Origin of the sequence: Streptococcus infantis (genome assembly GCF_047463635.1) — a bacterium.
In the GTDB taxonomy this organism is placed as follows: Bacteria; Bacillota; Bacilli; order Lactobacillales; family Streptococcaceae; genus Streptococcus; species Streptococcus infantis_W.
Genome location: NZ_JASHDL010000002.1, coordinates 153,024 through 171,529 on the forward strand (window position 1 = coordinate 153,024; position 18,506 = coordinate 171,529).

Here is an 18,506-nt window from a genome sequence, read left to right on the forward strand (position 1 = left end):
AGGAGAAACTATGTCACACGATCACAACCACGATCACGAAGAACGTGAACTTATTACACTTGTAGATGAGCAAGGAAACGAAACTTTGTTTGAAATCCTTTTGACCATTGACGGAAAAGAAGAATTTGGTAAAAACTATGTTCTTCTTGTACCAGTTAATGCAGAAGAAGATGAAAACGGCGAAGTTGAAATCCAAGCTTATTCATTCATCGAAAATGAAGATGGAACAGAAGGTGAATTGCAACCAATCCCTGAAGATTCAGAAGATGAATGGAACATGATTGAAGAAGTCTTCAACAGCTTTATGGAGGAGTGATACAGTCTGGGAGACTGTATCACCCCAGTTCCTTGAAATAAGAGAGAACTGGTAAGTTCGGGGGATGTTTTTAGCCCAACTCCTAGAAACTGGAGAGAGTTGGATCATCCGGGGGATGTTTTTACCCTGCTTCTAGAAATGAGAAAAAGCAGGAACGTCCGGGGAACGTTTTTAGCCCCGCGCTAGAAATTGGAAACGCAGGCAGTCTGGGAGACTGTATCAGCCCAGTTCCTTGAAATAAGAGAGAACTGGTAATTCCGGGGAACGTTTTTACCCCAACTCCTAGAAACTAGGGAGAGTTGGAACGTCCGGGGGACATTTTTCTCCCATACTAGAATTAAATACTAGCTAATGAAGTAAAAAGCGAAGAGAATCTTCGCTTTTTTGTTAAGGATTAAGGAGATTAAGCGTGTTTGAAGTAGAAAAATGGCTTCATAGTCGAATCGGTTTGAATTTTAGATCAGGTTTAGGGAGGATGCAGAGTGCGGTAAACTTGCTGGGAAATCCTGAGCAAGCCTATCCTATTATCCATGTGACAGGGACAAATGGAAAGGGTTCAACCATTGCCTTTATGAGAGAGCTCTTTGTTTCTCATGGTAAGAAGGTGGGGACCTTTACTTCCCCTCACATTGTTAGCATTCATGATCGGATTTGTATCAATGGTCAACCCATATCGGACGCAGACTTTATTCGTTTGGCAAATCAAGTTAAGGAAATGGAGCAAAGACTTCTAGAAACACATGACCAGCTATCTTTTTTTGAGTTGTTAACCGTGATTGCTTTGCTTTATTTTAAAGAACAAGGGGTGGATCTAGTTCTATTAGAAGTTGGAATTGGTGGCTTGCTTGACACGACCAATGTGGTTACTGGAGAGATCGCAGTTATTACATCAATTGGCCTAGATCACCAGGAGACCTTGGGCAATAGTCTGGAAGAAATCGCTGAACAGAAAGCAGGAATTTTTAAGCAAGGAAGAGCAGCAGTGATTGCAAACTTAGCTCCTGAAGCCCAGCTCGTTTGTCAAAAGATAGCAGAAGATTTAGATGTCACTCTCTACCAAGCTGTCCGAGATTTTTCTTTCAAATCAGGACATTTTTCTTCTTCTCTAGCGGATTTGACCCGACTAAAACTGGGTTTGGAAGGAGCTTATCAAGAGGAGAATGCTGCTTTGGCTTTGCAGGCATTTCTGTTGTTTATGACAGAGAGAGGTGAAAAGGTCGATGAGGAAGTTGTCCGGTGTGCTCTGAAAACAACCAGTTGGGCTGGGCGTCTAGAAGCTGTTACGGAGCACATTTATCTAGATGGTGCCCACAATCTACCAGCCTTGGAGCGGTTAGTTGAATTTATCCAGCAAAAAATTCAGCAAGGTTGTCACCTTCAAATCCTTTTTGGAGCTTTAAAGCGTAAGGATTATAGCGGAATGTTAACTTATTTGACAGATCATTTACCTGATACAGCTCTCTATGTGACGAGCTTCGACTATCAAGGCTCTTTGGAGGAGCAGGATTTAAGTGGATATCATAGAGTTGCTTCCTATCGAGACTTTATAGATGATTTTGAAAAGTCTGCAGGGGAGAAAGACTTACTGTTTGTGACAGGTTCCCTCTATTTTATATCTGAAGTTCGTGCCTACCTTATAAAAACATAGTTGCTTGATAGACCTTGTTTCTTTTATTTGATATAGTATAAGTAGAATAGTTCTGCAGTTTTTCTGCCTTTATCTCCTGAAAGAAAGGAGACATTATGTCACTAAAAAAATTACACTTTCTCTTGCTACTGTAGCAAGTCTTAGTCTTTTAGTTGCTTGTTCGTCAACAACTAAGTCGACACCTTCATCCCAAGCAAGCACTAGCTCTGAAGCGAGCACTAGTCAAGTATCAGAAACCAGTGCTTCTAGTTCTACTACTAGTGCAAAGACTGACACAACTACTAATATAGATGGGACCTACAAGGGCCAAGACGAGGGAGATAGCATTACTCTTATAGTCACTGGAAATACCGGAACGTGGACAGAAGTTGAAGCGAACGGAGATCAAGAGGTTAAGAAGGTGACCTTCGAACCAGAAAATCAGAGAGTCTTTATTGGAGACGATATCAAGATTTATGTGGCAGAAGAGAACCAGATTATTATCGATGACATGGCCCGCGACGTTTCTGATCGTATCGTTTTAAAGAAATAGACATCATTTGTAGGGATTTGGATCTGTAAAAGACGGATTCAAATCCTTTTTCGTTGACTTTGAGCTCAAAAAAATTCCATACTTTTAAGGTAGCTAATGTCTACCACAAAAGTATAGAATGAGTGAAATTAAAGAAATCGTTCTTGTAAAAACTGAGCGACGCCATCTTCTTCATTGGTCAATGGTAATTGCTCGTCTGCGAAAGGTAACAGAGCAGGATTAGCATTTTTCATGGCATAGCCTTTACCTGCAAAAGAAAGCATCTCTTGGTCATTGTGTTCGTCACCAAAGGCAATCAAATTCTGTTTGTCTATATTCATGACCGTGAGAAGATATTCAAGGGCAAAGGCCTTGTGAACTCCTTTGGGAGTACATTCGAGAATGTTCAAAGGACCACCCCAAGTATTAATATTGAGTTGGTGCTTGTAAAAGCTGTTCATCTCTTCTGCAAGAGCATATTTGTCACTTGCACGAGTCTGCAATAAAATGCAGTTAGGGTCCTTGGTGACTAAGTTAGACTGGAATTGATTTTCAGGGCGAAAGTTTTCAACACCAAATAATTTAGGGTCGGCAATCTCCTTGTCTGGAGCCGTAATGTAGAACTTTTTACGGTATTCACTTGCGATAAAGTCTGCCTCAATCTTCTCTTTTCGTTGAACCATATCTAAGAGATATTTTTTATCAACAGTCAGGCATTTTTCATGCTCCCAAACCTTACCAGGCATATGAGTGAGTGAACCGTTGAAGTTGATCATAGGGGTTTCAAGTTCAAGTTGATCATAAAAATCTTTGGCCATACGGTAAGGGCGACCAGTTGCGATAACAACTTGGTGGCCTTTTTTTGAGATTTTCTTAATCGTTTCAATAGTAAAGTCAGAAAGTTTGCTTTCAGAGTTGAGTAGGGTACCGTCCAAATCGACGGCAATCATTTTTTTAGTCATAAAATCCTCCCGAATCTAGTTTCAGATAAGATGTTTTCTATTATATCAGAAAGTGACTAGAAAAGCTGATAATAAGTAAAAAGAAGGAGAAAAGTATCGGATAAGATTTTTATGATTCAGTAAAAACATCTTGAAAATATGAATGATTGATGGTATAATAGTCATATTGTTCGTAAAATGACAAAGGAGATTAAAAATGGACAAACTATTTAAACTAAAAGAGCACGGGACAGACGTCCGTACAGAGGTTCTTGCTGGTTTAACAACTTTCTTTGCAATGAGTTATATTCTCTTTGTAAACCCTCAAATGCTTTCACAAACAGGAATGCCTGTTCAAGGTGTATTCTTGGCAACAATCATCGGTTCTGTTGTGGGAACTTTGATGATGGCCTTCTATGCTAACTTGCCATATGCGCAAGCTCCAGGTATGGGACTAAATGCCTTCTTCACATTTACCGTCGTATTTGGGATGGGTTATAAATGGCAAGAAGCTCTTGGAATGGTCTTCATCTGTGGGATTATTTCATTGATTATTACATTGACCAATGTTCGTAAAATGATCATCGAATCTATTCCTACAACTCTTCGTTCAGCGATTTCAGCTGGTATTGGGGTTTTCCTTGCTTATGTTGGGATTAAGAATGCTGGTCTCTTGAAATTCTCGATTGACCCAGGTACCTATACAGTAGCAGGTGAAGGAGCAGATAAGGCTCAAGCAGCACTTACTGCAAACTCAGCAGCTGTTCCAGGATTGGTAGACTTCAACACTCCAGCTGTCTTGGTAGCTCTTGCAGGTATTGCCATTACTATCTTCTTCGTTGTTAAGGGGATCAAAGGTGGTATCATCCTTTCTATTTTAACAACGACTGTTCTTGCCATTGCGGTTGGTCTTGTTAATGTGTCAGGGATTGACTTTGCAAGCAATAATCTTTCATCAGCCGTTAATGACCTAGGAACCTTGTTTGGTGCTGCTCTTGGTTCAGAAGGATTGGGATCTCTGATTTCAAACACTTCTCGTTTGCCAGAAACCTTGATGGCCATTCTTGCTTTCTCATTGACAGATATTTTTGATACTATCGGTACTCTTATCGGTACTGGTGAAAAAGTTGGTATCATTGCAACAAGTGGTGAAAACCATGAGTCAGCTAAATTGGATAAGGCTCTTTACTCTGACTTGGTGGCAACTTCAGTAGGTGCTATTGCAGGTACTTCAAACGTTACAACTTATGTTGAGTCTGCAGCTGGTATAGGTGCTGGTGGACGTACTGGTTTGACAGCTTTGGTTGTTGCCATCTGTTTTGCCCTATCAAGCTTCTTTAGCCCACTTCTAGCAATTGTTCCAACAGCTGCAACTGCACCAATTTTGATCATTGTCGGAATTATGATGCTTTCTAACTTGAAAAATATCCCTTGGGATGATATGGCTGAAGCTGTTCCAGCTTTCTTCACATCTATCTTTATGGGATTCAGCTACTCAATCACACAAGGGATTGCCGTTGGTTTCTTAACTTATACTTTGACGAAGGTTGTCAAAGGTCAAGTGAAAGATGTGCATGTCATGATTTGGATTTTGGATGCCTTGTTTATCTTGAACTACATCAGTATGGCTCTTAACTAATGACAAAAACTAAAAAAAGAGGGGAGTCTCCTCTTTTTTTGTTGATGGAAATATCACAAAATAAAACTTTTTGGTATAATAATTACATGTACACAAAAAATGAAGATGAGTTGGTTGCACTTGGGGAAAAGCTAGGGCACTTGTTAGAAAAAAATGATGTGTTGATTTTGACTGGTGAATTAGGTGCTGGGAAAACAACGCTAACAAAGGGTCTGGCTAAGGGATTAGGCATTCATCAAATGATTAAGAGTCCTACTTATACCATTGTTAGAGAATATGAAGGACGTCTACCCTTATATCACTTAGATGTTTATCGTATTGAAGGGGATGCAGATTCTATCGACTTGGATGAATTTCTTTTTGGTTCAGGTGTAACGGTTATTGAGTGGGGACATCTATTGGGGGAAAATCTTCCATCAGATTATCTGGAGTTAGAAATCCTTAAAAAAGATGAGGGCCGAGAAATCGTCTTTCATGCTCATGGCCAAAGAGCGACAGAACTTTTGAAAGGATTGACGGATGGAGTATGATCTTTTAATCCGTGAAGCGGAAATCCAGGATGCTTCAGCGGTCATTGCTCTCTTAGATCAAATTGGTCAAGAGTCTAATTTTACCAGTCTGGATGAAAATGGGATTGCAATGAGTGAGTCTGAGATGCAACATTTTTTGGATAAGCAGGCCCAGTCGGATAATCAAATTACCCTACTCGCTTTTTTGAATGATGAGTTAGTAGGAATCATCAATACAACAGCTGATCAACGTCCGCGAGTCAGTCATATTGGAGATGTTTTTTTAGGAATAAAAAAAGCTTACTGGGGAAATGGTCTCGGTAGTATCTTGATGGAAGAAACTATTGAATGGGCCAAATCAAGTGGTAGTATTCGACGGTTACAATTGACAGTTCAAAAAAGAAATCTTGCCGCGGTGCATCTGTATGAAAAAATGGGCTTTATCATAGAAGGATTACAGGAACGTGGTGCTTGTATAGAAGGAGGAGAGTTTCTAGATGTTTACCTAATGGGTCAACTGATAGACGAATAAGAGTATGGTAAAAAAAATAATTGGAATGTTTTTGGGTTTGGTCCTTGTGACTGTGCTAGGTGTAGGTGCCTATGCCTATACAATTTATCAGCAAAGTACGCAAACTTTAGCTAAAACCTATAAAAAAATCGGTGAAGAAACCAAGGTCATTGAAGCGACCGAACCTCTGACGATTTTGCTTATGGGCGTGGATACAGGAAATGTTGAACGTACAGACCCATGGGCTGGGAATAGTGATTCAATGATCTTAGTGACAGTGAATCCTAAAACTAAGAAGACGGTCATGATGAGTTTGGAGCGTGATATTCTCACACAAATCCAGCAACCAGATGGTAGTGTTAGAGAAGCGAAACTCAATGCTGCCTATGCTGATGGCGGAGCAGAGTTGTCTATTTCAACGATTCAAAAGATGATGAATATTCATATCGACCGTTATGTGATGGTCAATATGCATGGCCTTCAAAGAATGGTTGATGCTGTAGGTGGTATTACAGTCAACAACACTCTCGGCTTCCCAATTTCTATTCAAGATCAGGAACCTTTTAATACGATTTCGATTGGAGTCGGTGAGCAAACCCTCAATGGTGAAGAAGCCCTTGTTTATTCACGCATGCGTTATCAGGATCCTGAAGGGGACTATGGTCGTCAAAAACGCCAGCGTGAAGTGATTCAAAAGGTTGTCGAGAAAATTCTTAGTTTGAACAGTGTGAGTCACTACCAAGAGATTCTGAAGGCTCTTAGTGACAACATGCAGACAAATATCGAGATTACAACGACAACCATTCCTCAGTTGATGGGTTATCAAGATTCCTTTAAAAATATCGAAACCCAACAATTACGTGGTGAAGGTGAAATGATTGACGGGATTTCTTACCAAATCGTTTCTGGTGAGCATATACTAGAGATGCAAAATCTTTTACGCCGTTCGCTCGGACAACCAGAGGTTACGAATTTGGAGACCAATATAGTCTTGTACGAGAATCTTTTTGGCCACTTGCCACCATCTTCTGAGGAGTCAGAATAACAAGAAACTATCCATCAAATCGTAGGAATTATCCTGCGATTTTTTCAAAGAAATCCGAATAGGTAAGTAGGAGGAAAAAATGAAAGCAGAAATTATAGCTGTTGGAACAGAGATTTTGACAGGTCAGATTGTCAATACCAATGCGCAATTCTTGTCTGAAAAATTGGCTGAAATCGGTGTAGATGTCTATTTTCAGACAGCTGTAGGAGATAACGAGGCTCGTCTCTTATCCTTGTTAGAAATTGCTCAGAATCGCAGTAGTCTAGTCATTTTAACAGGTGGCTTGGGACCGACGGAAGATGATTTGACCAAGCAAACTTTGGCCCAATTTTTGGGACGCGACTTGACTTTTGATCCTCAGGCTCAGGCTAAGCTAGATGACTTTTTTGCTCATCGACCAGACTATGCTCGTACTCCTAACAACGAGCGCCAAGCTCAGATTGTTCAAGGTTCAACTCCATTACCAAACGAAACAGGACTGGCAGTCGGTGGTATGATCGAGGTGGCTGGGGTAACCTACGTTGTTCTACCAGGACCTCCAAGTGAATTGAAACCTATGGTCTTAAATGAGTTGCTTCCAAGATTGACAACAGGATCTAAGCTCTATTCACGTGTGCTACGTTTCTTTGGGATTGGTGAGAGCCAGCTAGTGACCATTCTATCAGATTTGATTGACCAACAGACGGATCCAACCTTGGCACCTTATGCTAAAACTGGGGAAGTGACGCTTCGCTTATCGACCAAGGCTAAGAGTCAAGAAGAAGCGGATCGTGTTCTAGATACTTTAGAACAAAAAATCCTTGAAAGAGAAACCTTTGAGGGTGTTTCACTTCGAGAAATTTGCTATGGCTATGGGGAAGAAACCAGTTTGGCTAGCCTGGTAGTAGAAGAGTTGAAAAAGCAAAAGAAAACTATCACTGCAGCAGAAAGCTTGACTGCAGGTCTTTTTCAAGCTACTTTGGCTGATTTCTCAGGTGTATCTGCTATCTTTAAAGGTGGTTTTGTGACCTATAGCCTTGAAGAAAAAGCTAAGATGCTTGATATTCCAAATGCTGAATTGGAAAAACACGGAGTCGTCTCAGCCTTTACTGCTGAAAAAATGGCTGAACAGGCGCGAATCAAGACTCAGTCAGATTTTGGCATTAGTTTGACAGGAGTGGCTGGACCAGATAGCCTAGAAGGTCAACCAGCAGGTACAGTCTTTATCGCTTTGGCGCAAGCTTCGGGGACAGAAGTTATCCAGGCCAATATCGCAGGTAGAAGTCGTGCAGATGTGCGAGAAATTGCAGTCTTACATGCTTTTAACCTAGTTCGCAAAGCTTTATTAAGTGCTGGAGATTTGTTATAATAGAAGAAGGTCTAAGGACTATTAGAATACAGGAGAATAAAATGGCGAAAAAACCAACAAAAAAATTAGACGAAATTGGCAAAAAATTTGGTGCTGATCGTGAAAAAGCCCTAAACGATGCCCTTAAATTGATTGAAAAAGATTTCGGTAAGGGATCAATCATGCGCTTGGGTGAACGTGCAGAGCAAAAGGTCCAAGTGATGAGCTCAGGTTCTTTGGCTCTTGATATCGCACTCGGATCAGGTGGTTATCCAAAGGGACGTATCATCGAAATCTACGGTCCAGAATCATCTGGTAAGACAACAGTAGCCCTTCACGCTGTAGCGCAAGCCCAAAAAGAAGGCGGAATTGCTGCCTTTATCGATGCGGAGCACGCGCTTGACCCAGCCTATGCAGCAGCGCTTGGTGTTAATATCGATGAATTGCTCTTGTCACAACCAGACTCAGGGGAGCAAGGTCTTGAAATTGCTGGGAAATTGATTGACTCAGGTGCAGTTGATCTTGTTGTTATCGACTCAGTTGCTGCCCTTGTACCTCGTGCAGAAATCGATGGAGATATCGGAGATAGCCACGTTGGTCTTCAAGCTCGTATGATGAGCCAGGCTATGCGTAAACTCGGAGCTTCTATTAATAAGACTAAGACAATTGCTATCTTTATCAACCAATTGCGTGAAAAAGTAGGAGTTATGTTTGGTAATCCAGAGACAACTCCTGGTGGACGTGCTCTTAAATTCTACGCTTCTGTCCGTTTAGATGTTCGTGGAAGCACACAAATCAAGGGAACTGGTGACCAAAAAGATACTAGCGTAGGTAAGGAAACCAAGATTAAGGTTGTTAAAAACAAGGTGGCTCCACCATTTAAAGAAGCCTTTGTTGAAATCATGTATGGTGAAGGAATTTCAAGAACTGGTGAGCTCTTGAAGATTGCAAGTGATCTTGACATCATCAAGAAGGCAGGAGCATGGTACTCTTATAAAGACGAAAAGATCGGTCAAGGTTCTGAAAATGCTAAGAAATACTTGGCGGATCACCCAGAAGTCTTTGACGAGATTGACCACCAAGTTCGTGTCAAGTTTGGCTTGATTGAAGATGATGCGGTAGCTGATGAAAAAGTTGCACCTGTGGAATCAGAAGTAGCTAATCAAGAAGTGACTCTTGACCTTGGCGATGATCTTGAAATCGAAATTGAAGATTAAAAAGTAAAAGTGGCGGAGGAATCCCCACTTTTTTTGCTATATGAGAATAAAGAAACAAGGTTATGAGAGCAGGAATGACAGATTTTCACAGTAAAAATGAGGAAGACTATTGCAAAAGATTTGATGATAAAATAAATTGAAAATAAAAGTAATACCAAGGAGATTGTTGGTATGGAAAAACGTTTAGTTCGCAATGTTCAAGAGAAAAAAATTGCTGGTGTTTGTGCAGGGCTTGCTGACTATTTAGATATTGATGCAACACTTGTTCGTGGGCTTTGGATTCTCTTCACACTACTAGGTGGATCAGGAATTCTTGCCTATCTCATTCTCTGGCTCATCATGCCAGAAGCTGGAACAAAAGCGTAAACTTAGTGACATTTTTATAAGAGAAATCAAGATAAGGCTGAAACAAAATTGTTTCAGCCTTATTTATAGTGGATTGAAATAAGGGATGAACAATTCGATTAGGAAAGTCAAACTTATTTCTAGAAATATTTTAGAATTCGTAGCGTACTATTCTAGATTCAATCTACTATAATTTTGTTGTGTAGCAGATTGAATAGAAAACACTATAGTAGATTCAAATAAGGGATGAACAATTCGATTAGAAAAATCAAACTTATTTCTAGAAATATTTTTAGCAGTCGTGATGTACTATTATAGATTCAATCTACTATAATTTTGTTGTGTAGCAGATTGAATAGAAAATACTATAGTAGATTCAAATAAGGGATGAACAATTCGATTAGGAAAGTCAAACTTATTTCTAGGAATATTTTTAGCAGTCGTAATGCACTATTCTAGATTCAATCTACTATATTTTGATGGATTTAGCAAAACTTTCTGCTATTTGATTTCGGAATCACAAAAAAATCACCTGTAGTGCAGGTGATTGGGTATTCATTGTAGAGAAATTTGCAGTTTCTTACTGGGAAGTTCAAGACTGCAGTATAGATTAGTGTTCGCTAAAGCGACGGTACTCGATGCGAAAGTCGAAGTAATTCTCTTCTTGCAATTTTTGGAAGATATTCCGATAGGCTTCTTCATCAAAGTGGTCGCCACGATATAGAATCTCAAAACTAAGACCTTCGTACTCCAAAAAAGCATTGGCAGTTTTAAAACCATTTTGTAGGTAGAAGTCCATGCGGGCTTTTCGTTGTTCGAGGTTATCACAATCTTCGTCCAACCGCTCCACTTCAAGAATCATGGTACGTTGGTAAAAATCAATGAGTTTTTCAATGATTTCTCTCCCGTAGCCATGACTACGGAGATGAGGCATAATAGCAAAGAAGCTAATGTAGAATGCTTTTTGGTTGGAAATGGCAAAAGCGAAGCCGACAAATTCTTCCTCGTTATAGAAAGCGAAAAAGTGGGCATCATCTCTATCCTGGTAACTTAAAAATTCTTCCAAAGAGACGCGTTCTTCTTCAGGAAAGGCTTCCTTGTTTAATTGGTCGACTTTTTCAAGGTCTGGGAATGCATCTGTAATTAACTGGCTGGTTAAGCTCATACATACTCTCCTTTTCTGTCACGATTATACCAGATTGTTTGTAACTAGGCAACGCTTTCTTATCCAAACTCCCTTGTTCCCCTACTAGAAAGCTGATATAATAGCCTTATGAATAAAAAATCAACGGTGGACCTGATTCATGGTCCCATCCTTCCCGCGCTAATTAGTTTTGCATTACCGATTCTACTGTCCAATATCTTTCAGCAACTTTATAATACGGCTGATATTTTGATTGTTGGGCGTTTTTTAGGGCAAGATTCCTTGGCGGCAGTCGGAGCAACGACAGCCATTTTTGATTTGATTATCGGCTTTGCCCTCGGTGTTGGAAATGGGATGGGTGTTGTTATTGCACGTCTCTACGGCGCTCGTAATTTTGAGAAGATTAAGGAAGCTGTCGCAGCAACTTGGATTTTAGGGATTATATTGAGTGTGCTTGTCATGATGATGGGCTTTTTTGGTCTTTATCCACTCTTACAGTACCTAGAAACACCTGCAGAAATTCTCCCTCAGTCCTATGAATATATCTCCATGATTGTTAGCTGTGTGGGAGTGAGCTTTGCTTATAATCTTTTTGCAGGTTTGCTACGCTCTGTTGGTGATAGCCTTGCTGCGCTTGGTTTTCTTATTTTCTCAGCCATCGTTAATGTCATTCTGGATTTGTATTTTATTACACAATTGCAGTTGGGAGTTCAGTCTGCAGGTCTTGCAACCATTATATCCCAGGGTTTGTCAGCTATCCTTTGTTATTTCTATATCCGAAAGAGTGTTCCAGAGCTCCTTCCTAGGTTGAAGGATTTTAAATGGAATAAGGCCCTCTATGTCGATCTCTTAGAGCAGGGGCTAGCCATGGGCTTGATGGGTTCAATCGTCTCTGTCGGAAGTGTTATTTTGCAATCCTCTGTCAATAGTTTTGGAGCAGTCATTATCAGTGCTCAGACAGCAGCACGCCGAATCATGGCTTTTGCCTTATTGCCAATGACGGCTATCTCAGCATCGATGACGACTTTTATCTCTCAAAACTTTGGTGCAAAACGTCCAGATCGCATTGTCCACGGTCTTCGACTAGGGAGTTATATCAGTATGGCTTGGGCAGCCTTTGTTTGTATTTTCCTATTCTTTGCCAGTCCTGTCTTGGTCTCCTTCCTGGCAAGCTCGATAGACTCTTATTTGGTAGAAAATGGCACCTTATATCTGCGCATCAGTTCTACTTTTTATCCCATCTTGAGTCTCTTGCTGATTTATCGGAATTGCTTGCAAGGTTTAGGGCAAAAGCTCCTTCCTTTGGTATCTAGTTTTATTGAGCTCATAGGAAAGATTGCTTTTGTTGCTTGGATTATTCCTTGGTCTGGCTATTTAGGTGTTATTTTTTGCGAACCCCTGATCTGGCTAGCTATGACCATCCAACTTTACTTCTCGCTCTTCAAGCACCCTTGGATAAAGGAGGGCAAGAAGCTCTTGCTGAGTGGAGTGAAATCCTAGCTGGATTTGCAAAAGAAAATCCGTTTCCTCTAGTGAAAATCGGATAGACTTGTGTTATAATAAGAAAGATTAAAATGTGAAAAAAGGAGATTCCTAATGGGACGTAAATGGGCCAATATCGTAGCTAAGAAAACAGCTAAAGATGGAGCTAACTCTAAAGTATATGCAAAATTTGGTGTAGAAATCTATGTAGCAGCTAAAAAAGGTGAACCAGATCCAGAATTAAACACTGCTTTGAAATTCGTTGTCGATCGTGCCAAACAAGCGCAAGTGCCAAAACACGTTATTGATAAGGCTATCGATAAAGCAAAAGGAAACACAGACGAAACCTTTACAGAAGGCCGTTACGAAGGGTTCGGACCAAATGGTTCTATGTTGATTGTTGATACTTTGACTTCAAACGTTAACCGTACAGCTGCCAACGTGCGTGCTGCCTTTGGTAAAAACGGCGGAAATATGGGAGCTTCAGGTTCTGTATCTTATCTCTTTGACAACAAGGGTGTTATCGTATTTGCAGGTGACGATGCTGATGCTATTTTTGAACTCTTGCTTGAAGCAGATGTTGATGTAGATGATGTAGAAGCAGAAGAAGGAACAATCACTGTCTACACTGCACCAACTGACCTTCACAAGGCTATCGTGGCTTTGCGTGAGTCTGGTATTGAAGAATTCCAAGTAACTGAATTGGAAATGATTCCTCAATCAGAAGTTGAGTTGTCAGGTGAAGATTTGGAAACATTTGAAAAACTCTACGGAGTCCTTGAAGATGATGAAGACGTACAAAAAATCTACACAAACGTAGATGGGTTCTAATACAAAAGAGGCTGGGACAAAAGTCCTAGCCTCTTAATTGTCTTTGGATTTTCGAGCAAGACGCAGTGGTTGAGTGGGCTCTACTACGCTGATTTCATCAGCTTTTACAGCCCGACTCAACTGTGCGGAGGTGGGACGACGAAATCGAATTCTAACGAATTACCGATTTCTGTCCCACTCTCTTTTTATTTTATGTTAGATTCTGATACCAGTATCATGTTGTTTTTGTGATTCCAGACCTATTGAAAATTTATGAATCAGAAGAAATTGACCATTTTCCTGTTTTGCAAAGGTTAAAACAACTGCCTTACTAGGTGAACCAAGGGATAGATAGGAGATTCTTTTTGTTTCTTGATTATCAAGATTTGATTCTGACTCAGAATCTGGAATTCCATGTTCTCTGATAATATCACTGTAGTTGGTACCTCCTTGCCCTTGGTTGGATGGGTCTCCCTCTATTAAGGCATCAAACTGGTCTTGGGTCCAGGTAAAGATCTCTTCTTCCTCTTCATTTTCGTATTCATCAATGATACTATTTGGCCAATCTTCATTTGTTGGTTCTTCCATGAGATAATTAGAAGAGCTGCGATAGCCTCTTATAAAATCAGCGAAGATAGGAGTGAATAGCAATTGGCTTATCAGTACAATGATAATGGAAATGAGGCCAAAACTTGAACCTATCATAGCTAATGTTTTTTGATTTTGGAGATTGAGGCCAATACCGATGACTCCTAAGATCAAGGCAACAAATCCTAGGAGAAAGGATAGACTATTGATAATTGGTATCCAAGAGCTGAAAAGAGCACCAGCTCCAAAAATGACAGCAAGGATTCCTAAGGTTTTATACTCTTCTTGTTTCATTTGAAAGTTCTCCCGTATCTAGTGTAGTCAGACAAGTTAGTGCCTATTATAGAGAAATTATTAACTGTTGTCAATTCTCATTTGAATAGTTCTCAAGGAAACTTTTTTCTTGACATCTTTTCCGAAAATGATAAAATAGTTCTCATGGAAACTTAATTGTTCTCAAGAGAACTATTTTTATTTAGAAGGGAGAAAGCATGGATAAACCGATGTTGGTCTTTAAACGTTTTGGTCACCAGTTACATCTACTGGTACAAAAGGAAGCCAAGCGTTGTGGTATTGAATTTATGGGTGGTCCGCAAGGGCAGGTCATTCGTTTTTTAGAACGTCGTGAGCATGAACAAGAATTAACACTTATCAAGGATATTGAACAAGAACTCAATATTACCAAGTCAGTTGCTAGTAATTTGGTCAAGCGTATGGTGCAAAATGGTTTGGTAGAGTTGGAGGTGAGTCCAAGTGATAAACGGGCGAAATTTGTTCATTTGACCGAAAAATCACGCTCTCAGATGAAACAAATCAAATCATTCTTTGATCGAATGAACCGTAGTTTGCTTGATGGCATTTCCGAAGAGAATCTCGCTATTTTTGAAGAAGTCATGGGCCAACTACAAGCAAATGTAGAAAAAATAGGAGGTAAGAATGAAGAAACTCGCTAAGCGTATCACAGGAAAAGAGTGGGGCATGATTCTAATAACTGTTCTCTTTACCTGTTGCTCGGTCTATCTAGAGTTAGAAGTACCGACTTACGTTTCAAAAATAACAGAATTACTCGGAACGCCAGGTACGGAGTTGGGAGACCTTTGGTCGCCAGCAACTAAGATGATGGGTTTGTCATTCTTAGCCTTCCTATCATCTGTAACAGTTGGTTTTTTTGCCGCTCGAGTTGCAGCATCCTATACGGCTCATCTACGAAGCGATATTTTTAATCGTGTTTTGGATTACTCCCAGACAGAAATTAAACGTTTTTCAATTCCCAGTCTATTGACTCGGACGACTAATGATATCACGCAGATTCAGATGCTCTTTACCATGGGACTCCAAGTGGTCACTCGTGGTCCTATCATGGCGCTTTGGGCCATTGGTAAAATCCTTGGCAAGTCTGAATACTGGATTTGGGCAGTAGTGGTGGCAGTCATTGTCAATGTTCTGATGACAACTGTCTTGATGACTTTGGCCTTTCCTAAACAATCTATCATTCAAAAATTGACAGATAAACTGAACAGTATTACTCGTGAAAGCTTGACAGGGATTCGGGTTGTTCGTGCATACAATGCTGAGGAATACCAAGATAAGAAATTTGAAGAAGCCAATGATGAAGTCACACGAATCAATCTCTTTGTCAGTCGCTTAATGGCCATTATGAATCCTATTATGATGGCGATTTCTAGTGGCTTGGTCCTTGCCATTTACTGGATTGGTGCTTATCTCATCAACGACGCTAGTTTGACAGAGCGTCTACCACTCTTTAGCGATATGGTGGTCTTCATGTCCTATGCTATGCAAGTGGTAATGGGCTTCTTACTCATGGGTGCTCTCTTTATCGTCTTGCCTCGTACCTTGGTTTCTGCAGGTCGTATCAATCGAGTCTTGGACCTTCATTCCACTATTGAAAATCCTAGTCACCCACAGACAGCAAACTCTTCTGTAATTGGTCAAGTGGAATACCGTGATGTAACCTTCCGCTACTCTAAAAACTCAGAAGCAGTAGTGGAACATGTCAGCTTCAAGGCAGAAGCAGGGCAAACCATTGCCTTTATCGGTTCAACTGGTTCTGGTAAATCTACGCTTGTGAACCTCTTACCCCGTTTTTATGATGTGTCAGAGGGAGAAATTCTAGTAGACGGCGTCAATGTTCAGAATTATGACTTAGAAGATTTGCGTAATAAAGTTGGCTATATCCCTCAAAAAGCTGTGCTCTTTTCTGGAGATGTTAAGGGCAATCTCGACTTTGGTAAGAGTCAAGAAACGCCACTAAGTGAGACGGCCATGTGGCAAGCTCTGGAATTGGCCCAGTCTAAAAACTTTATAGAGGATAAGGAAGCTGGTCTTGACTCAGAAGTGGCTCAAGGTGGGACCAATTTCTCAGGTGGACAGAGACAACGTTTGGCCATTGCACGCGCCTTGGCTCGTAAACCAGAGATTCTCATTTTTGATGATTCATTCTCAGCCTTGGACTACAAGACCGATCGTATCTTGCGTCAAGTATTAGCTGAAAAAACACAATCCATGACCAAGTTAATCGTTGCTCAACGCATTTCAACCATTATGGATGCAGATCTGATCTTAGTCTTGGATCAAGGTAAAGTCGTGGGACAAGGCACCCACAAGGAACTTCTTGCAAACAATGAAGTTTACCAAGAAATTGCCTATTCACAACTATCGAAGGAGGAATTGGAACATGGAAAATAAGAAAATGTCCTTATGGAAACAGTGTAGACCTTTTCTAGTAGGTCTCCAACTTCCCCTACTAATCGCAGTTGTGGCGGCTATCTGTTCAAGTATTATCACGGTTTATGGACCAACTAAGATCAAAGAAATTACCAATTTGATTTCAGATGGGTTAATGACAGAGATTGACCTAGAGGCTGTCTCAAGTATTGCTAGTTTTTTGGTTATCCTCTATGTGATTGGGATTATCCTGAACTATACGCAAGCCTACATTTTTTCAACTAGTATCCAACATTTCTCAAAACGTTTGCGGACAGCTATTGCTGAGAAAATCAATCGTTTGCCACTTGCTTATTTTGACCGTCATTCTCAAGGGGACACCCTTTCTCGTGTGACTAATGACGTTGATACAGCAGCTCAGTCTCTTAACCAAAGCCTTGGGACAGTTCTTTCAGCTAGCTTTTTACTGATTGCTGTTTTGATTACCATGTTTGGTATGAACTGGATTTTGGCTCTGGTAACCGTTGTTTCAACACTTGTTGGATTTACGGCGGTTTCCGTAATTATGGCCAAGTCGCAGGGCTACTTTAAAGCTCAACAAAATAACCTAGCAGCTGTAAATGGCTATGTGGAAGAAATGTACTCTGGCCACAATGTGGTGACCAGCTATAATGCTGTGGAACCAACAAAAGAAACATTTGCAGGATTGAATCAGAATCTACATGATAGCATTTGGAAATCTCAGTTTATCTCTGGAATTATGATGCCTGCCATGGTCTTTGTAGGCAACTTTAGTTATGTTCTAGTCATTATCGTCGGTGCTGCCTTGGCTCTTGAAGGGTATATCAGTATCGGGATTATTGTAGCCTTCATGGTTTATGTTCGAACCTTCTCGCAACCCTTATCACAGATTGCCCAAGGAATTACCAGCTTACAACAAGCTAGTGCAGCCATGACTCGTGTCTTCGAATTTCTAGGTGAAGAGGAAATGGAAGATGAATCTCATAAGGAAAGACAATTGACCAACATGAAGGGTGAAGTAATCTTCGACAGAGTTTCATTTGGCTACACACCGGAGCGAACGATCATTCATGACTTTTCTGCGACAGCTCATGCAGGTCAAAAGGTTGCTATTGTTGGACCAACTGGAGCTGGGAAGACGACCATTGTTAACCTCTTGATGAAATTCTATGAGATTGATAAGGGAAGTATTCGCATTGATGGTGTGGATACCAAGGCTATGAAGCGCTCAGAAGTACACGATGCCTTTTCAATGGTCTTACAGGATACCTGGCTCTTTGAAGGAACCATTCGTGACAATCTCATTTATAATCAAGCTGGGATTAGTGAAGAGCGCGTGATTGAAGCTGCCAAAGCAGTAGGAATCCACCACTTTATCACAACCTTACCAGATGGCTACGATACTGTTTTGGATGATACAGTGACCTTGTCAGTCGGGCAGAAACAGCTCTTGACCATCGCTCGTGCCCTTCTCAAAGATTCTCCACTCTTGATTCTTGATGAAGCGACATCTTCAGTCGATACACGTACAGAGGAGTTGATTCAGAAAGCCATGGATCGTTTGATGGAAGGACGCACATCCTTTGTCATCGCCCATCGCTTGTCAACTATCCGTAATGCGGACTTGATTTTGGTCATGAAAGATGGAAATATCATTGAGCAAGGCAATCATGAAGAGCTTATGGCTCAAGGTGGTTTCTACGCTGACCTCTACAATAGTCAATTTACAGAAGACCAAGTAGAAGAATAAACCTCAGAAGGCTTGAC

18 protein-coding genes are annotated in these 18,506 nt (G+C 40.6%); 15 read left to right on the forward strand and 3 right to left on the reverse strand.

Features of this window, described 5'->3' with window-relative positions; genetic code table 11:
* The first annotated feature begins 10 nt into the window (after window positions 1–10).
* The 3 genes from QM867_RS02470 to QM867_RS02480 all read left to right on the forward strand — a co-directional run bounded on the left by QM867_RS02470 (window position 11) and on the right by QM867_RS02480 (window position 2,496).
* Window positions 11–316, forward strand: a complete 306-nt coding sequence (locus QM867_RS02470) for a DUF1292 domain-containing protein (RefSeq protein ID WP_000017624.1) — start codon at window positions 11–13, stop codon at window positions 314–316.
* 409 nt (window positions 317–725) lie between these two features.
* Complete coding sequence (locus QM867_RS02475) at window positions 726–1,964, forward strand: bifunctional folylpolyglutamate synthase/dihydrofolate synthase (protein ID WP_414273108.1); 1,239 nt, start codon at window positions 726–728, stop codon at window positions 1,962–1,964.
* Between the two features lie 76 nt (window positions 1,965–2,040).
* The gene (locus tag QM867_RS02480; RefSeq protein ID WP_414273137.1) at window positions 2,041–2,496 is read left to right on the forward strand and encodes an SP_0198 family lipoprotein; all 456 of its coding nucleotides are present in this window, start codon (window positions 2,041–2,043) and stop codon (window positions 2,494–2,496) included.
* A 128-nt stretch (window positions 2,497–2,624) separates the two neighbouring features.
* Here QM867_RS02480 and QM867_RS02485 read toward each other — a convergent pair whose 3' ends face one another.
* Window positions 2,625–3,437, reverse strand: a complete 813-nt coding sequence (locus QM867_RS02485) for a Cof-type HAD-IIB family hydrolase (protein ID WP_414273109.1) — start codon at window positions 3,435–3,437, stop codon at window positions 2,625–2,627.
* Between the two features lie 196 nt (window positions 3,438–3,633).
* Between QM867_RS02485 and QM867_RS02490 the strand changes: the two genes are divergently transcribed.
* The 7 genes from QM867_RS02490 to QM867_RS02520 all read left to right on the forward strand — a co-directional run bounded on the left by QM867_RS02490 (window position 3,634) and on the right by QM867_RS02520 (window position 10,030).
* Window positions 3,634–5,055: an NCS2 family permease gene (locus QM867_RS02490; RefSeq protein ID WP_075232344.1), complete on the forward strand. Its 1,422-nt coding sequence runs from the start codon at window positions 3,634–3,636 to the stop codon at window positions 5,053–5,055.
* Window positions 5,056–5,141: 86 nt separating this feature from the next.
* Complete coding sequence (gene tsaE, locus QM867_RS02495; protein WP_007555495.1) at window positions 5,142–5,585, forward strand: tRNA (adenosine(37)-N6)-threonylcarbamoyltransferase complex ATPase subunit type 1 TsaE; 444 nt, start codon at window positions 5,142–5,144, stop codon at window positions 5,583–5,585.
* Window positions 5,575–6,096 carry a GNAT family N-acetyltransferase gene (locus QM867_RS02500; RefSeq protein WP_153224559.1) on the forward strand — a complete coding sequence of 174 codons (522 nt, stop codon included), beginning with the start codon at window positions 5,575–5,577 and terminating at the stop codon, window positions 6,094–6,096. Before tsaE ends, QM867_RS02500 begins: the two co-directional genes overlap by 11 nt.
* Window positions 6,097–6,100: 4 nt before the next feature.
* Window positions 6,101–7,120, forward strand: coding sequence for a biofilm formation/cell division transcriptional regulator BrpA (gene brpA, locus QM867_RS02505; RefSeq protein WP_153224558.1), 1,020 nt, complete (start codon window positions 6,101–6,103; stop codon window positions 7,118–7,120).
* Window positions 7,121–7,199: 79 nt separating this feature from the next.
* On the forward strand, window positions 7,200–8,468 hold the full coding sequence (locus QM867_RS02510) for a competence/damage-inducible protein A (protein WP_371607900.1): 1,269 nt from the start codon (window positions 7,200–7,202) through the stop codon (window positions 8,466–8,468).
* 41 nt (window positions 8,469–8,509) lie between these two features.
* Window positions 8,510–9,664 (forward strand): recombinase RecA, encoded by a 1,155-nt coding sequence (recA, locus tag QM867_RS02515; protein WP_001085523.1) that lies wholly within the window; start codon window positions 8,510–8,512, stop codon window positions 9,662–9,664.
* 171 nt (window positions 9,665–9,835) lie between these two features.
* Window positions 9,836–10,030, forward strand: coding sequence for a PspC domain-containing protein (locus QM867_RS02520; RefSeq protein ID WP_371607899.1), 195 nt, complete (start codon window positions 9,836–9,838; stop codon window positions 10,028–10,030).
* A 589-nt stretch (window positions 10,031–10,619) separates the two neighbouring features.
* Here the strand turns inward: QM867_RS02520 and QM867_RS02525 are convergent.
* Window positions 10,620–11,174: a GNAT family N-acetyltransferase gene (locus QM867_RS02525; protein ID WP_414315085.1), complete on the reverse strand. Its 555-nt coding sequence runs from the start codon at window positions 11,172–11,174 to the stop codon at window positions 10,620–10,622.
* A 108-nt stretch (window positions 11,175–11,282) separates the two neighbouring features.
* On the opposite strand from QM867_RS02525, the gene QM867_RS02530 reads away from it, so the two are divergent.
* Window positions 11,283–12,653, forward strand: a complete 1,371-nt coding sequence (locus QM867_RS02530; RefSeq protein WP_414315086.1) for an MATE family efflux transporter — start codon at window positions 11,283–11,285, stop codon at window positions 12,651–12,653.
* A gap of 96 nt (window positions 12,654–12,749) precedes the next feature.
* A complete protein-coding gene (locus QM867_RS02535) occupies window positions 12,750–13,466 on the forward strand; it encodes a YebC/PmpR family DNA-binding transcriptional regulator (RefSeq protein ID WP_301392122.1) in 717 nt (238 codons plus the stop codon).
* Between the two features lie 195 nt (window positions 13,467–13,661).
* Here the strand turns inward: QM867_RS02535 and QM867_RS02540 are convergent, their stop codons facing one another.
* Window positions 13,662–14,327, reverse strand: a complete 666-nt coding sequence (locus tag QM867_RS02540) for a hypothetical protein (protein ID WP_414315087.1) — start codon at window positions 14,325–14,327, stop codon at window positions 13,662–13,664.
* A gap of 197 nt (window positions 14,328–14,524) precedes the next feature.
* Between QM867_RS02540 and QM867_RS02545 the strand changes: the two genes are divergently transcribed.
* The 3 genes from QM867_RS02545 to QM867_RS02555 are packed head-to-tail and all read left to right on the forward strand — an operon-like array spanning window position 14,525 to window position 18,489.
* On the forward strand, window positions 14,525–14,986 hold the full coding sequence (locus QM867_RS02545; protein ID WP_414315088.1) for a MarR family winged helix-turn-helix transcriptional regulator: 462 nt from the start codon (window positions 14,525–14,527) through the stop codon (window positions 14,984–14,986).
* Window positions 14,970–16,739 (forward strand): ABC transporter ATP-binding protein, encoded by a 1,770-nt coding sequence (locus QM867_RS02550; protein WP_414315089.1) that lies wholly within the window; start codon window positions 14,970–14,972, stop codon window positions 16,737–16,739. The genes QM867_RS02545 and QM867_RS02550 overlap by 17 nt, the downstream gene beginning before the upstream one ends.
* Complete coding sequence (locus QM867_RS02555; RefSeq protein ID WP_414315090.1) at window positions 16,729–18,489, forward strand: ABC transporter ATP-binding protein; 1,761 nt, start codon at window positions 16,729–16,731, stop codon at window positions 18,487–18,489. Before QM867_RS02550 ends, QM867_RS02555 begins: the two co-directional genes overlap by 11 nt.
* Window positions 18,490–18,506: the final 17 nt, after the last annotated feature.

Coding starts and splice junctions, on each gene's coding strand:
- brpA (WP_153224558.1), top strand. CDS start 6,101: ATGGTAAAAAAAATAATTGGAATGTTTTTGGGTTTGGTCCTTGTGACT.
- QM867_RS02500 (WP_153224559.1), top strand. CDS start 5,575: ATGGAGTATGATCTTTTAATCCGTGAAGCGGAAATCCAGGATGCTTCA.
- QM867_RS02490 (WP_075232344.1), top strand. CDS start 3,634: ATGGACAAACTATTTAAACTAAAAGAGCACGGGACAGACGTCCGTACA.
- QM867_RS02525 (WP_414315085.1), bottom strand. CDS start 11,174: ATGAGCTTAACCAGCCAGTTAATTACAGATGCATTCCCAGACCTTGAA.
- QM867_RS02555 (WP_414315090.1), top strand. CDS start 16,729: ATGGAAAATAAGAAAATGTCCTTATGGAAACAGTGTAGACCTTTTCTA.
- QM867_RS02520 (WP_371607899.1), top strand. CDS start 9,836: ATGGAAAAACGTTTAGTTCGCAATGTTCAAGAGAAAAAAATTGCTGGT.
- QM867_RS02540 (WP_414315087.1), bottom strand. CDS start 14,327: ATGAAACAAGAAGAGTATAAAACCTTAGGAATCCTTGCTGTCATTTTT.
- recA (WP_001085523.1), top strand. CDS start 8,510: ATGGCGAAAAAACCAACAAAAAAATTAGACGAAATTGGCAAAAAATTT.
- QM867_RS02550 (WP_414315089.1), top strand. CDS start 14,970: ATGAAGAAACTCGCTAAGCGTATCACAGGAAAAGAGTGGGGCATGATT.
- QM867_RS02535 (WP_301392122.1), top strand. CDS start 12,750: ATGGGACGTAAATGGGCCAATATCGTAGCTAAGAAAACAGCTAAAGAT.
- QM867_RS02485 (WP_414273109.1), bottom strand. CDS start 3,437: ATGACTAAAAAAATGATTGCCGTCGATTTGGACGGTACCCTACTCAAC.
- QM867_RS02470 (WP_000017624.1), top strand. CDS start 11: ATGTCACACGATCACAACCACGATCACGAAGAACGTGAACTTATTACA.
- QM867_RS02545 (WP_414315088.1), top strand. CDS start 14,525: ATGGATAAACCGATGTTGGTCTTTAAACGTTTTGGTCACCAGTTACAT.
- QM867_RS02510 (WP_371607900.1), top strand. CDS start 7,200: ATGAAAGCAGAAATTATAGCTGTTGGAACAGAGATTTTGACAGGTCAG.
- QM867_RS02530 (WP_414315086.1), top strand. CDS start 11,283: ATGAATAAAAAATCAACGGTGGACCTGATTCATGGTCCCATCCTTCCC.
- tsaE (WP_007555495.1), top strand. CDS start 5,142: ATGTACACAAAAAATGAAGATGAGTTGGTTGCACTTGGGGAAAAGCTA.